Source organism: Microcoleus sp. FACHB-68 (genome assembly GCF_014695715.1).
Taxonomy (GTDB): Bacteria; Cyanobacteriota; Cyanobacteriia; order Cyanobacteriales; family Oscillatoriaceae; genus FACHB-68.
The window spans coordinates 327,659-342,535 of the sequence record NZ_JACJOT010000009.1; the positions used below are offsets into that span (position 1 = coordinate 327,659).

Here is a 14,877-nt window from a genome sequence, read left to right on the forward strand (position 1 = left end):
CACAAAAAATCTCTGATGTGAGCAAAAGATTTACACGCTCATGCTTCACCCTTGCTCATATTTCGTCCTTACAGTAGATAAGGATTTAAATATTTTCCTAAAATAGAATACCTTTTGCGCTCATGCTTCTGCCTTACAGTGGATGAGCGCTTAAATATTTTGCTAAGATTACCAAGATTCTATTCCAATTATCCAAAAAACGGTTTAACCCTTCCTCAATTCCTCTGACGTAACAAATCATGGGATGATGAGGGATGGGAGGATTTTTGGACAGCCGTGCAAAACTTTCAAGGTGTATGATAAAGCGTGTACATACAAAATTTTCAGTTTAACCCCACCAAAATTAAAGCCAACCTAGTCTTTAGTAGATCACCTTAAGCCGGTACTGATTGATCATCAGGAGTCGGAGGTGAAGGAGTGGAGTCCTACCCCTGAGCGATATGTGGGAGATGCACCGGAAGAGGTAGATGAAAATTTGATTTTGAGGAAACTTTATGAGATATTGATGTTTAGTGTTCTGATCTCCATCAAGATTTAGTGACACTAGCAGCAGGGATTGTGAAGAATTTTGAGAACTTAGGAACTGAGAACTTGACAGAGTTACTTTTGTAAGGAGCAATAAGTATGTTAAACCTTCAGCAACTTTCGAGAAAAATCATTAACGCACTAAAAGTAAGTTTATTATTCATAGTTTTTTTAGGACTATTTTCGCTGAATTTTGGTGTTGCTTACGCTCAAAGTTTGAGCATTTCTGATATACACTTTTTTTCTGATAATGCTGTATTCAAAGCTGAATTTAACATAGAGTCACTGCTCACAATTAATGAAGTCGTTGAAGCTAACCTCTATGAATATAAAATGGATAACTCCAAAAACTTACCTCCTGAAAGTCTGCTTTTAAATGCTGGGTTAGATCAATCACGTAATGGAAATTTTTCTGAAGCGATCAGAATTTATACAAAAGCTCTTCAATTAAAATCTAATTTTGATAAAGCTCTTGTTAGTCGAGCTTTTGCTCGTTCTCAGGTAGGAGAACTAGAAAAAGCATTACAAGATTATAATACAGCTTTGAAATTTTCACCGAATTTAGTAGAAGCTTATATCGGAAGAGGAAATATTTATTTTAAGCAGGGTGACAACCAAACTGCTCTTAAAAATTTTAATTTAGCAGTTAAAATTAATGACAATTATGATGATGCTCATTTGAGCAGAGGCTCGGTTTATTTAACAATAGGTAAATACAAAGAAGCCGTTAAAGATTTTTCTGAAGCTATTAGCTTGAACCCAAAGTATTTAGACGCTTATAGTCAACGAGGATTTGCAAAATTTTACTTCAAAGATTATGAAGGGGTAATAAAAGATTCTACTGAAGCAATAAAGTTAGACGATAAAAAACAAGAATATTTTGCTTACAATAATAGAGGCTTGGCTTACTTTTATTTAAATAAACCCAAGGAAGCCCTAGAAGATTTTAAACGTTGCCTGAAGATAAAGCCTGATTTTTCTTCTGCTTACTACGAGCAAGGCTTGGTTTTGAAAGATTTAGGAAAGTATAATGAGGCAGTTTCCTCTTTTGCTCAATTTCTACACGACAACCCGGATAATTATGAAGCATTGTATTGGCGAGGATTTGCCTTAAATAAAGTAGGAAAGTACGAAGAAGCAGTTTCATCTTTTGACAAAGCTTTAAACTATAAATCTGATGATTACATAGTTTGGTCAAACAGAGGACTTGCTTTAGCTAAATTAAAAAAATACGAAGAAGCAGTTTCTTCTTATAATAAAGCTTTAAAATATAAACCTGATGATTCTGAATCGGTGTATTACAAAGCCTGCATCTATGGAGTACAAGGATACTCATCATTAGCAGTGGAAAATTTGAAGAAAGCCATTACACTCAATCCACAATACAAAGATAAAGCTAAGACTGATAAAGTTTTTGATTCAATTCGAGAACAGCCTGAATTTCAGAATTTGCTTCAATCTTAGTATTTTTTGAGAAGTTGGGGAGAGGAAGTAGCAAAAAACCAAGCTTATACTTCCTCCTACAATTAACTCTTCACCGGCGAATCCAGCCATTAATCGTAAACCGGCTATCGGTAAACGCTTGGGAAGGACAACTCACCGGCAGCACTTCGTGCATATACCGGCTTAGGAAAAACACAACACTATTGTTGCGCGGTTCAATGGTTTTAAAAGACTCTGCTTTCACATAATAATTATTCTCAACTCTGCTGTCATAAATCACCAACTCGCCTCCTGAAAAAGGCTTGGGTTCCCGATAAAAATAGTAAACATAGGTGAGAAATCGGGTTGCCGTATCTGGACTGCCACTATCGTTATGAACTTTGTAAAAATTTCCATCATTGTGAGCCGTTAGCTGTGCCTCAATTTGCGATACGGTAAATGCCGGCAGCGAAAGTTTGCTCAAGACATCGGGCAAAACTGTGTGAATTCGTTTAATAATGAGTTCAGAAAACTCAGGAAACGAGTGCAGCACCCAAGAACGCCGATAATCTGCCGCGCCGGTTGAGGTGCTTGTCGGCACAAATTCTGACTCTTTTTGGAAAACAAATTTAAGCAGTTTTTCCTGTTCTGCCGGCGTGATAAAGTTATCAAGTTGCACGCACTCAGACGGGAGAAAATTTGAAGCAACTGGACGCGCCGGTGGCACTTCTGGGGGAGCCGGCGCAGGTGTTTTCTGCTGCACAAAAATGGGCGGTTCTGTGACAACCCCAATCAAATGATCGCTGGGAAAACACAAAGCCGAATGCCCTTCATCTACGGGAATTTGAAACAATATTGCAGAAGTTTGATTCTGGGAGCGATTGACCAGAACTTTTAATAAACTCTCCAACAGCGGGGAGTCGGATTTAAGCCATAAAATATACTCGTGTCCGCCACTTAAAAGCAGTTTAACTTTGACATCCATAGACTCAGATCGCGGGTAATCAGATTCCATAACCGTTGTCAATTGTTAGTTGTCAGTGGGTAAGGGCGAGTTTTGTAACTAGATTGCCTAGAGAAATAAACTCGCCCCTACCGCTGATGAATTAATGCAAAAAGTGACGCACCCCTGTCAACACCATCACCAAGCCTAATTCATTAGCAGCTTTGATAGAATCACTGTCTCGCAAGCTGCCTCCAGGCTGGGCAATTGCCGAAATACCGGCAGCGGCTGCTGTGCGTACGGAATCATCAAAGGGGAAAAAGCCATCACTGGCAAGAACACCATTCGTTGCTTTTTCACCGGCTTGTTCTAGGGCAATTTTAACCGAACCCACGCGATTCATCTGGCCGGCACCCACACCCACAGTAGTGCGCTGGCGAGTCACGACAATTGCGTTAGATTTGACGTGTTTGGAAATCTTCCAAGCAAAGAGCATTTCTGCAAGTTGGTCTGGCGTCGGTTGCAAATCCGTCACAACTTGCCATTGTGAAGGGTCTTCGACAGCATCATCAGAAGCCTGCACCAAAAACCCGCCGGCTATGGCTTTGAGCGTTTCCTGAGGGCCACTGTGCAAGTCTGGCAGCAGTAAAACTCGCACCTTAGACTTGGATTTAAGAATTTCCTCGGCGTCTGGATCGCAAGCCGGTGCCACTACGCATTCTAAAAAGGTTTGCGTGAGTGCAGTGGCGGTACGGGCATCAATAGGCCGGTTCAGGGCGACAATACCACCGAAAGCAGAGACACAATCGGCACTGAACGCCTTTTCATACGCCTCGACTAAACTGTTTCCTAAAGCAACGCCGCAGGGATTGGTGTGTTTGAGAATGGCGGCGGCTGGGTCACTTTCCGGGCCGGCAAATTCAGCGATGATGCGCCGTGCCGCTTCTAAATCCACTAAATTGTTGTAACTGAGTTCTTTTCCCTGAACTTTGATGGCAGATGCCCAGCCGGTTGGGGTTGTTCCCACTTGATACCAGGCTGCCGGTTGATGGGGATTTTCGCCATAGCGCAGGGATTGCAACTGCCGGCCTGAAATTGAGAACTCTTGCGGCAACGGGGATTTCTCCGCTTCTTCTTTGCTTTCCTGCTGCCCAGTTAAATAAGCGGAGATAGCCCGGTCGTAGGCGGCTGTGTGTTCAAATGCTTTTAATGCACATTTTTGTCTAAATGTCAAAGAAGCTTCGGAATTATTCTGCCGCAATTCTTGCAAGTATTCGTTATATTGAGCGGGATCGCACAGAACCGTCAGATAGTTAAAATTTTTCGCAGAGGCTCGCAGCAGAGTTGGGCCACCAATATCGATTTGCTCGATGGCTTCCGGCAAGGTGACACCGGCTTTGGCAATTGTTTGCTCAAAGGGGTAAAGATTGACGACAACCAAATCGATTCCTCTGATGTCGTTCGCTTGCAGATCGGCGACATCTTCAGGGAAGTCCCGACGTGCGAGAATGCCGCCGTGAATTCGCGGGTGTAGGGTTTTGACGCGTCCCCCTAAAATTTCGGGAGAGCCGGTGTAGTCAGAAACTTTCGTAACCGGCACTCCAGCGTTTTTAAGGGCAACTGCCGTCCCGCCACTGCTGATCAGGTCAAATTGAAATTCTTCTACCAAACAGCGAGCGAGATCGATTAAGCCGGTTTTGTCAGATGTACTCAGCAGTGCTAGACGTGCCATCGTTGAGAATCCTTTGAAAAATCAGTGAGCAACCATGCCTTTCTAAGAATAGATCCAAGCTTGTTGGTTGTGTTAAAGCTTGTCCTTGCTTTGGTTGCTCACTGCCGGCATTCAGTAAATTCTCTGAGCCGGCAGGTTAAGCTGGCACTCCATCAAACCCTAAATTTTTCTATCCTACCTCTCAAAATTCGGGCAACGTCAGCAGTTCAGTTAATATTTCCGTAGATTCTCGGTATTCAGCTTTAATAGTTTGCCTTATAGTCTCACTAGGATCTTTATACAACTTGCCGACGCTCTCGGTGGCAATATATATAATAATCCTCTGTGATTTGTCAAGGATTATCAGCCTGCACAGTTTGGAGTGTTAATCTTGTCAGCTAGAAATCTGACAACGGATTGACAAGTTCTAAATATAAATATATGAAGCGTGAAGAATTGAGACTTAAAGATATCTCAATTCTCTATTTTCCCCGGCTTTTTTTAGAATTGCCTGGGAAAATTTTCTGTGGCAATTTGCAGATAACTGATGGAACTTCTGACCCCCAATGTGTTTTATCCGTACAGCCCTAAACAGTTCCTCAAAATAGTGAATTTTTGTGTCTAACTAGAGGCGAATTTTACCGACCAGCGTCTACAGTTGGAATCAAAGACTGCGTGACATTACTGTGGTAAGCGCAGACAGGTTTTTGTCATGGAGCTAGAAAATTACTATTTAGGAGTGTAGCTTATGCCGGCAATGATTGAGTCTAAAAACCAGCCCTCTGCCAGCAGAGCAAAGGGATCAGCCAGTAATATTATTTTCATCGACTCTGCGGTTGAGAAGATAGAAAGCCTGATTGCCGGCGTTAGAGCCGGCACACAAGTGATTATCCTGGATAACTTACGCTCTGGAGTCGAGCAAATAGCTGAGGTTCTGGCAAGCCAAACCGGCATATCGGAAATCCACATTGTCAGCCACGGCAGTCCGGGATTGTTGCAACTGGGCAACACCGTGTTGAGTTGGGACACCCTCAATGCTTATAGCAGCTCATTGCAAAGGTGGGCAAAGGCTTTAACGGGTGATGCCGGCATTTTGCTATATGGTTGCAGCGTCGCAGCCGGCAACATAGGTGAAGCATTTATACAACGACTTTCTGAACTTACAGGTGCAGTAGTCGCCGGTTCTGCTACTCCCACCGGCAGTGCGGAAAAAGGCGGCAATTGGGAACTCGAATACACCACCGGCCAACTTAAGGCATCACTCGCATTTGAAACAGAAGTGATGGCTAACTACAATGGGTTATTGGCCGATGAGCCAACCGAGGCTCCCTGGCTGAGCCAGTTTGGAACGATAAGTGATGAAGAATCCTCTGGCGTGGCAGTCGGTAGCGATGGGGGTGTGTATATATCGGGATACACCTGGGGCGAGTACGATTTGTACCGTCAGAGCCGAGTTGGCGATGCTTGGGTGGCTAAATACGACTCTTTGGGCAACGCGCAGTGGGTCAAGCAGTTGGGAGATGGCTTTGCCAATGGCGTTGCCACCGATAGCAATGGCAATTTTTATGTATCCGGACAAACCGATGTCTTTCAATCGTCAACAAACATCACATTGAGTGATGCTTTGTTAGCCAAGTATGACAGCAATGGCAACGAGTTGTGGAGACAGGTGTGGGAAGGAGTGCGAGATGCGGCCTTTACAGATGTTGCGGTTGATAGCGCCGGCAATGTGTTCACCTCAGGATACAACCAAGATTTTGGTGTCGAAAGATCTATGGTTGCCAAGTACGACACTCAGGGCAACCAACTGTGGTTGAAGCCGGTTGAAGGCGCTTATCGAGATATGTTCTTAGCCGTTGCAGTTGATAACGCCGGCAATGTCTTGGCATCGGGACGCACCGGGGCTTTGGACGGTGTGGGCAGCCCTGGGTTCTATGATGGCATAGTCGCCAAGTACGACACTCAGGGTAACCAGTTGTGGGTTAAAAGCTGGGGGACTACAGGTAATGACTCAAGCACGGACGTTGCCACTGATAGTGCCGGCAATATCTACGTTACAGGCTACGCAAATGCTGCTCTTGGCGAACTCGGAGATATAGACCTAGACATTTGGGTTGCTAAATATGACACGAATGGCACCCAGTTGTGGAGCAAGCAATTGGGCGCAATTGGTGATGACAACGCCCAAATTTCTGTCGATAGTAGCTCAGGCAATGTTTATCTATCGGGAACCACACGAGGCAATTTAGAAGGGACAAATGCCGGGGGAACTGACGCCTGGGCCGCAATCTACGATCCTAACGGCAATCAGTTGTGGATAGAACAGCTAGGAACTGCAAGCGATGATGCATCTTCGGGCATTGTTGCTGGTAGTGATAACAAGCTTTACCTGAGTGGCCACACAAAAGGCAGTTTGGGCGCAAATAATGCTGGTGCCTTCGATCCTTGGGTGACTAAACTCATCGCTCAACCCATCTCTGCGCCCAATAACGCACCCACGCTGAACCTCAACACCGGCCTGACTTTGGATGAGGGAACGACTTCTGCCATCACTTCGGCACAGCTTCAAGTCAGTGATCCCGACAGCGATCCCATTTCCTACACCCTCACAACCGTGCCAACTTCTGGCACCCTAACACTCAACGGCACAGCTTTGAGTGTGAGCAGTACCTTCACCCAAGCCGATGTTGATGCCGGCTTACTAACTTATACCCATGCCGGAAGCGAAACAACTTCCGACAGCTTCAGCTTTAGCATCACCGATGGCAAAGGTGGCAACATCGACTCTACTGCTTTTGCCATTACCGTATCAGCCGAACCAACTCCAGGACCAACTCCAGGACCAACCCCAGGACCAACCCCAGGACCAACCCCAGGACCCACTCCAGGACCAACTCCATCACCGGGTGAAGGCAATGAGACCCCCACCGGCACTGATGGCAACGACACGCTTACCGGCACTGATGCAAATGACAGTCTTTCTGGCATGGGTGGCAATGATATTGTCATTGGCGCTGTCGGCAATGACAACTTAACCGGCAACGATGGTAACGATTTGCTGTTCGGTAATGCCGGCAGTGATAACCTTGATGGCGGCAATGGTGACGACATCCTCTTTGGCGGCAAGGACAGCGACATCCTTTCTGGTATGGCCGATCAGGATATCCTGATGGGTGACATCGGCGACGACAACTTAGCCGGCAACGATGGCAACGATTTACTGTTCGGCAATGCCGGCAGTGATAACCTTGATGGCGGTGCTGGCAGCGATACCGTCTTCGGCGGTAAAGACGCTGATACGCTTTCTGGCAATACTGAAGAAGATATCTTGTTTGGTGACATCGGCAATGATTCGCTCAACGGCGGTGCCGGCAACGATCTGCTCTTTGGCAACACCGGCGCTGACTATCTTGATGGGGCATCCGGCAACGATACGCTGCTTGCCGGCAAGGAGAATGACATTGTTGTTGGTGGCGATGGAGACGATCTGCTCAGCGGCGATCTGGGAAATGACACCCTGACTGGAAATGCCGGCACTGATCGTTTTGTCTTGATCTCAGGTGCCGGCGTTGACACGATTACTGATTTTGAAGATGGCATTGATTTGATTGCCTTAACCGGCAGCCTGACTTTTGAGAGTCTCACGATTTCTCAAAGCAACAATGCCACTTTAATTACTGCCGGTGAGGAACTGCTAGCTTCTTTAAATGGCATCCAAGCCAACCTGATTGGAGTTGGGGATTTCACCTCTATTTAAGAACATAAAGGAATTAAGAAGGAAAGAATTTTTTCTTCTTAATTCCTTTTGACTGTTTTAGGACAGCCGGCTCAATTGGGTACTCACATCCACTACTAACATTTGACCCAACTGAAGCAGCCGGCGCAGTTGCCCAAGGTCAGTTATCTGTTCTGTTTGCAGCCAGTTGAAGTACAGTTCTTGCGCCCGATCAATCTCTAAGCCGAGATTCATTTGCCGGCCTAGTTCAATCATGCGCTCAATGCGTTGAAAATCTGCCTCAACTGTTGCACTCGCCCCATTTTGCAGCAACTCCCGCAAAGAGCGCAACACTAGCTGCTCCAAAGTTTGCTTAACTTCCGGCAGATTTAACCGGCAGCGCAGGTGGTTGGCTTCCGTGGCGATTGCCTCTAGTTCTGCTAAATGACTCAGCCCCAGATGCCCCTCACTACTTGGCACCTCACTAATCTCGTGATATAAAGCCTTGGCTTCTGTGAGACAGCGATGGCCTAAAGCAATCTCCGCAGCAACCTGCAACTCTTGGGGAACCGGCAACTCATCCCGGTGGAAACCCATCATCACGCCATAATTATCCCGGTAAACCTGGGTATAAAGCTGGTCTAGCCGCATCAGGGTTTCCTGACTTAGCAGGCGCATAATCCGGTGCCGTTCCTCGGCAAACAAATCGCGCAGGCTAAAAGATTTCCCATCAAAATACTGATTCATTCCCAGAATCACATGAGCGGAACTTGCTTCTTGCAATGCACCAAATAGTTGCTCCTTCATCTGAGTGTAAGCCCGCCGGCCTGCGAAGGGCTGAATGCAGCAGTGGAAATCCCAGCCGCCCAAGTGTAAGACCGCAAACACCAGTTGTACACTTTCCTGGGTAATCTCTGAGATCAGTTGCAACTGACCGACTGCAAGTGTCAGCGATCCCATGCGCTGCAATTGGTAATCTTGCTGGTGAGTGGTGTAGCAATAAACCCGGTGGTGCTGGGGATAGGCGGTAAATAACCCGCTGATGGCGTAGTGCGCCGCCACTTGTTCCAAACTAATTTGGGCAGTCAGAACTAAATGCCGGTAGACAGCCGCACCATCTTTAAAAAACTCAACATTACTCGGTGCAAAAGCCAGCATTTCGACAAACTGCTGTTCTAATTGCACACCGGCAATATCGCCGGCAAGTTCAATCGCACGGGCGGCATAGCGGAGAATTTGCACGCCTTCTGGACGCGATAGTTCTTCAAAGAACCAACCACAACTGGTGTACATCAACAGCGTGTGGCGCTGCATTTCTAACAGTCGCAGGGCGTCCACTTGTTCTGCCGGCGCAAGCGGGTGCGAATGGTGACGCGCCAGGAACCGCTCAACATTCTCCAAGCTGCGATCCCGAATCACTTGAATATACTCATCCCGCGCTAACCAGGGATCGCGGAAGAACCGGCGACCGGCTTCTTCATAAACCTCAGAAAGCCGGTCTCGCAACCAATCTAGCGCCACGCGCAACGGACGACGCCATTTCTGGTTCCACAACCCGCCACCGCCGCAACCGCAGTCATCCTGCCACCGGCTAACACCGTGAGAGCAACTCCACGCCGTCACCGGCTTCAGTTCCACTTCCCAAGCTGGAGGGTTCAGACTGAGGTAATGGGCGAAGTTCGTCACCGTCCAACTGCGCCGGGGAAATTCCTCAATGAAGGCGTAGGCGAGGCATTTTTCAGTTCCTCCCTTGTGGTGGCCAAAGGTTTCTCCATCGGTGGCCACTGAAATCATCTGACTAGGCCGGTGATCCCCATGTATCGCTTGACCCAGACGTGCGGCTAAGTGATGAGAATTGCTCAGTACATCATTAAAGCCCATATCCCGCGAGATCGGCCCATCGTAGAAAAAGATATCGATGTAGGGAGTCGAGTCCGAGGTTTGGGTATCTAGGGATTCAGCACCATTCTCACCGGCTGCCGGTGCACTGCTTGGTTTCAAATAACAGCGATAAGGACGGGTGGGATCAATTTGACCGCCTCCAACCTCGTGCCATTGCGTCACCGGCTGTTCATCTCTGGGCAGCATCCGGCAGCGTTGCGCTTGGGAAGGTGCCAGAACAATAAATTTGATCCCCTCAGCAACTAAGACTTCTAAAGTTGCATAATCAACTGCTGTTTCAGCCAGCCACATTCCTTCGGGATCACGGCCAAATCGGGATCGGAAGTCTTCTTTACCCCAGCGAATTTGGGTATATTTATCCCGTTCATTTGCCAAAGGCATAATGATGTGGTTATAAACTTGAGCGATCGCATTGCCATGACCGTTTAAACGTTCACTGCTTTTGCGATCAGCTTCTAAAATTCGTTGATAAACTTCTGCGTCATGGCGTTCCAGCCACGTCATCAACGTTGGGCCGATGTTAAAGCTCAAATACTCGTAGTTATTCACGATCCCCACGATTTCGCCCCGGTCATTCAAGATTCGCGCAAAGGCATTGGGACGGTAGCATTCGTGGTGAATTCGCTCGTTCCAGTCGTGGAAAGGTGCCGCACCGGCTTGCAGTTCAATCGCGTCTAAGTAAGGATTTTCGCGGGGTGGCTGGTAGAAATGACCGTGAACCGTGACATAAACACCTGTCGCCGTTTGTTGGGGATCGTTCTCTGGTGCGTCATTATGCGTTACCAGTTGGTTTAGTTCAGCAACAGTGGCGGATAAACTACTGGTTGCTGCTTCTTGCTCACTCAAAGAATTGACTGAAGCAGCAGCGCGTCCCAAAGACGCAGCCTCAGAAGGAGAAGCCATGCCATTACACCTAATTTAAAGGACAAAAATTGCCACACAACTCAGACAAACAGACTGCTTAACTGCAGCTTTAGCTCAATCTGAACTGACTGGAGTTGGGGATCGAAAGGATTTGTGAAATTTACAACAAGTTGACGGGTCAGAAAGCCTCAGATAGTAGATATCTGGGTCGTTTGTGCCATTTGAGAAGCGGATAAATTTCTCCTGAGTTAATGGCGAAAAGTGCCAGGAAGCGCTGCTGATACAACAGCCCAAAACGCTTTATCTTCGATTGAACCTTCACGCCGATTTTATTGAAAAAAAAGATAAATGCTTCATCACCAGATTTTAGCACTCTATTATTGTTAGCCTGGTTTTGTTAAAAATATCTATATTTCCTTAAGAAGATTTATGTTTTGTTAAGAAAATGCTCAATTTTATTCACTTTGGCTGATTGCAATCGCTGGAAATTGTGCAGTTAAGGGCATGGGGCATGGGGCATGGGGGATTGGGCACTCAGGACTGAGAACTCAGGACTCAGGACTCAGGACTGAGAACTCAACACTCAGCACTCCCTAGCCACTATCCTAGAGTCTGATTGCCACGATTCAGAATGAAACCAATCGTTATCAACTGCTGACATAGCATACTGAAAACCTGTTTGACTTAAATGCTCAACACAAAAAATGTCTTATCAGCCTTGTTGCTGTTTGTCCCGATTTCCATTGCCGCCCATTTCCTAGACTGGGGATCGTCGGTTATCTTCATCACCTCGGCGCTGGCGATCATTCCTCTCGCCGCGTGGATGGGGACTGCCACTGAAGAAATTGCCGTTGTTCTTGGCCCCACTTTGGGCGGTCTGTTAAACGCCACCTTTGGCAATGCCACTGAATTGATTATTGGCGTTGTCGCCCTCAAAGCGGGACTGATCAATGTTGTCAAAGCCAGTATCACCGGCTCGATTATGGGCAACTTACTCTTGGTGATGGGCCTTTCCATGCTATTAGGTGGCCTTCGTTTTAAAGAGCAGACCTTTCAGCCTATTGTGGCCCGATCCAACGCCTCTGCGATGAATCTGGCTGTGATTGCCATGCTGCTGCCAACCGCGATGGGTGCAACGGTTCCCGGCATTCCGGAAGCGACGCTGCAGCGCCTCTCCGTCGCCGTCGCTGTGGTGTTAATTTTGGTCTATGGCCTAACGCTGCTGTTTTCGATGAAAACTCACACCTATCTCTATGATGTGGGTTTGGCAGAGATGGACCCGGCAGATTTAGCTGAAGCCAACCTAGCACCCGATGACCCTAAAGGAGAGGTGAACCTGCCGCTTTGGATTGGGGTACTCTTAGCGGCTACCCTAGTCGTTGCGGTTGAGTCTGAATTGCTGGTTGCCTCCCTCGAAGAAGCGACTTCCGCGCTGGGACTGACGGCGCTGTTTACCGGCGTTATCCTGGTTCCGATTATTGGCAATGCTGCCGAACACGCCACAGCGGTTACGGTGGCGATGAAAAATAAAATGGATCTGTCTGTCTCTGTGGCAGTGGGATCGAGTTTGCAAATTGCCTTGTTTGTTGCGCCGGTGTTGGTGTTAGCCGGCTGGATATTTGACCAACCGATGGATCTGTACTTCAACCCGTTTGAACTGGTGGCGGTGGCAGTGGCGGTGTTGATTGCTAACTCGGTGAGTTCCGATGGCCGGTCTGATTGGCTGGAAGGCACCCTGTTGCTAGCTGCCTATGCAGTTTTGGCACTCGCGTTCTATTTCCATCCGGTCATTGAAGGAATCGGTTAAGCTAAGGTTCTAGATCCCCCGAACTGCTGTGATTAATCAGGTGAAGGGGGATCTGCGGGGTGGTTCTTTTAAAGAAGCCGGCCAGCCAATTTAACCGGCTTTTTTGAAAGCGATCTGACAAAAGGATCAAAGACTTTGCCAGAGCATTTCAATATAAAAAAATACAGATATTCCCCTGGCATCTATGAGTTACTGCATTAATCCCAATTGCCCAAAGCCTCAAAATCCTGAAAACTTGCTTTTTTGCCAAAGCTGTGGTTCTGATTTGCTTTTAAACGGGCATTATCGGGTCATGAGTATTTTGGGTGAAGGGGGTTTTGCTAAAACTTATGAAGTGAGTGATTGCGGCACGCCGAAAGTGCTAAAAGTGCTTTTTCTTCATCAGGAAAAGGCGATTTCACTGTTTCAGCAAGAGGCGCGAGTTTTGAGCCGGCTGCACCATCCTGGGATTCCGAGAGTCGAACCCGATGGCTATTTTACTTTTTACCCCAAAAATAGCGACCAGCCTGTATATTGCCTGGTGATGGAAAAAATAGCGGGGTTGGATTTAGAAGAGTGGATGAATGAGAGAAATCATCAACCGATTTCTGAAGCCTTGGCTATTAATTGGTTAAAAGAACTGGCAGAAATTTTAGACCGGGTTCACCAGCAAAATTATTTTCATCGAGATATCAAGCCGGCCAATATTATGCTGCGATCTGCTACGGATTCCCTGAATACAGGGCGTCAGGAATTGGCATTAATTGATTTTGGCACGGCGAGAGAAATTACCGCTACAGTTCTTGGAGGCCGGCACAATGGCACGCAAATCTTTTCAGCCGGCTATTCACCAATTGAACAAGTGAATGGTCAAGCGGTGCCTCAATCAGATTTTTTTGCATTAGGACGCACCTTTGTTTATTTACTCACTGGCTTGCCTCCGAGTGATCTGCCGGTGGATGCCGATACAGGCAATTTAATCTGGCGAGATCGGGCAAATATCTCGCAGCCAATGGCCGATTTGATTGATAATTTGATGGGGTTGTTTCCGGTTAACCGGCCTCAAAATGCCCAAATTATTTTACAGCGTTTAGCAGAAATAGAAGGCACTTTAAATCCAGTTCAGTACCCTTCGGCTAAGGTTAAATCTGCTAGTGGCAGTCAGAGTATTCAACCAGCAAATTATTCTGCTGCCGGCTTTTGGCGGCGTTTTTCTGCTTATCTAATTGATAGCACTGCTGTCACTGTTGGGGGAGCTGTTATTGGCAGTTTTTTAATTAATCATGTCTATAACCTAATTCAGGAGCCTTGGCAAGCTTTAAGCGTATTTTTAGGAGCAATGGTGCTAAGCGCATTGGGAACGTTTGGCAGTTTTTTCGGCTTGCTAATTGCAGCGCTGGCAATTGTGGGATCGGGAAGGTCTTTAGGGGGAGTGGATTCAGTTTTGCTCGCTGTCGTTTTAATAGGAATCGGGTTGAAATGGCTTTATTTTACGGTGCTTGAATGTTCTCCACTTCAAGCTACATTGGGAAAAAGACGATTAAAACTGGTTGTCACAGATTCTCAAGGAAAACAAATTTCTTGGGGACGAGCGAATCGGCGTTATTGGAGTAAAACAATTTCTGGGTCGATTTTATGTATTGGATTTATAATGGCCGGCTTTAATCGAAAAAAGCAAGCGCTGCACGATATCATTGCTGACACTCTCGTTTCAAAAAAGATATAAAAATCTTAACAGACGTTGGCGCTGTGGTTGACAGTCAAGGAAAAGGCATAGCCAAGTTTGGGGTATTAAATACAAGGAAAATCCCGAACAAAAAGCTTAAACAGCGGGAAGGTGAACTTACGTCTCAGAATTGACAGATATTTTATAAGCAGATAACTGGGAAAAAGTTAATTTTGTGGTTTTTTTAGAGATTTTCTACCGCTAAAGCAGAAAAATAAGCTTTAAGTCTTAAAATTAAAATACGGTCTAGGGAGTGAAGACTGTTGCAGGAAGCATAGGGTGG

7 protein-coding genes are annotated in these 14,877 nt (G+C 46.5%); 4 read left to right on the plus strand and 3 right to left on the minus strand.

Translation table 11 applies throughout. The annotated features are described in order from the left end of the window. Positions 1 to 624: 624 nt before the first annotated feature. Positions 625 to 1,989, plus strand: coding sequence for a tetratricopeptide repeat protein (locus H6F73_RS16830; protein WP_190759923.1), 1,365 nt, complete (start codon positions 625 to 627; stop codon positions 1,987 to 1,989). A gap of 70 nt (positions 1,990 to 2,059) precedes the next feature. Here H6F73_RS16830 and H6F73_RS16835 read toward each other — a convergent pair whose 3' ends face one another. Both H6F73_RS16835 and purH read right to left on the minus strand, forming a co-directional pair. Then, the gene (locus tag H6F73_RS16835) at positions 2,060 to 2,962 is read right to left on the minus strand and encodes a 2OG-Fe(II) oxygenase (RefSeq protein WP_190759924.1); all 903 of its coding nucleotides are present in this window, start codon (positions 2,960 to 2,962) and stop codon (positions 2,060 to 2,062) included. A 91-nt stretch (positions 2,963 to 3,053) separates the two neighbouring features. Further along, entirely contained in the window at positions 3,054 to 4,622 is a 1,569-nt protein-coding gene (purH, locus tag H6F73_RS16840) for a bifunctional phosphoribosylaminoimidazolecarboxamide formyltransferase/IMP cyclohydrolase (RefSeq protein ID WP_190759925.1), read from the minus strand. Positions 4,623 to 5,349: 727 nt separating this feature from the next. Between purH and H6F73_RS16845 the strand changes: the two genes are divergently transcribed. After that, positions 5,350 to 8,358, plus strand: coding sequence for a DUF4347 domain-containing protein (locus H6F73_RS16845; protein WP_190759926.1), 3,009 nt, complete (start codon positions 5,350 to 5,352; stop codon positions 8,356 to 8,358). Positions 8,359 to 8,415: 57 nt separating this feature from the next. On the opposite strand, the gene H6F73_RS16850 is transcribed toward H6F73_RS16845, so the two are convergent. Continuing rightward, positions 8,416 to 11,121 carry a DUF3536 domain-containing protein gene (locus H6F73_RS16850; protein WP_190759927.1) on the minus strand — a complete coding sequence of 902 codons (2,706 nt, stop codon included), beginning with the start codon at positions 11,119 to 11,121 and terminating at the stop codon, positions 8,416 to 8,418. A gap of 649 nt (positions 11,122 to 11,770) precedes the next feature. Here H6F73_RS16850 and cax point away from each other — a divergent pair. Together cax and H6F73_RS27300 are read left to right on the plus strand one after the other, a co-directional pair. Beyond that, positions 11,771 to 12,889, plus strand: coding sequence for a calcium/proton exchanger (cax, locus tag H6F73_RS16855; RefSeq protein ID WP_190759928.1), 1,119 nt, complete (start codon positions 11,771 to 11,773; stop codon positions 12,887 to 12,889). Positions 12,890 to 13,073: 184 nt separating this feature from the next. Then, a complete protein-coding gene (locus tag H6F73_RS27300; protein WP_190759929.1) occupies positions 13,074 to 14,594 on the plus strand; it encodes an RDD family protein in 1,521 nt (506 codons plus the stop codon). Positions 14,595 to 14,877: the final 283 nt, after the last annotated feature.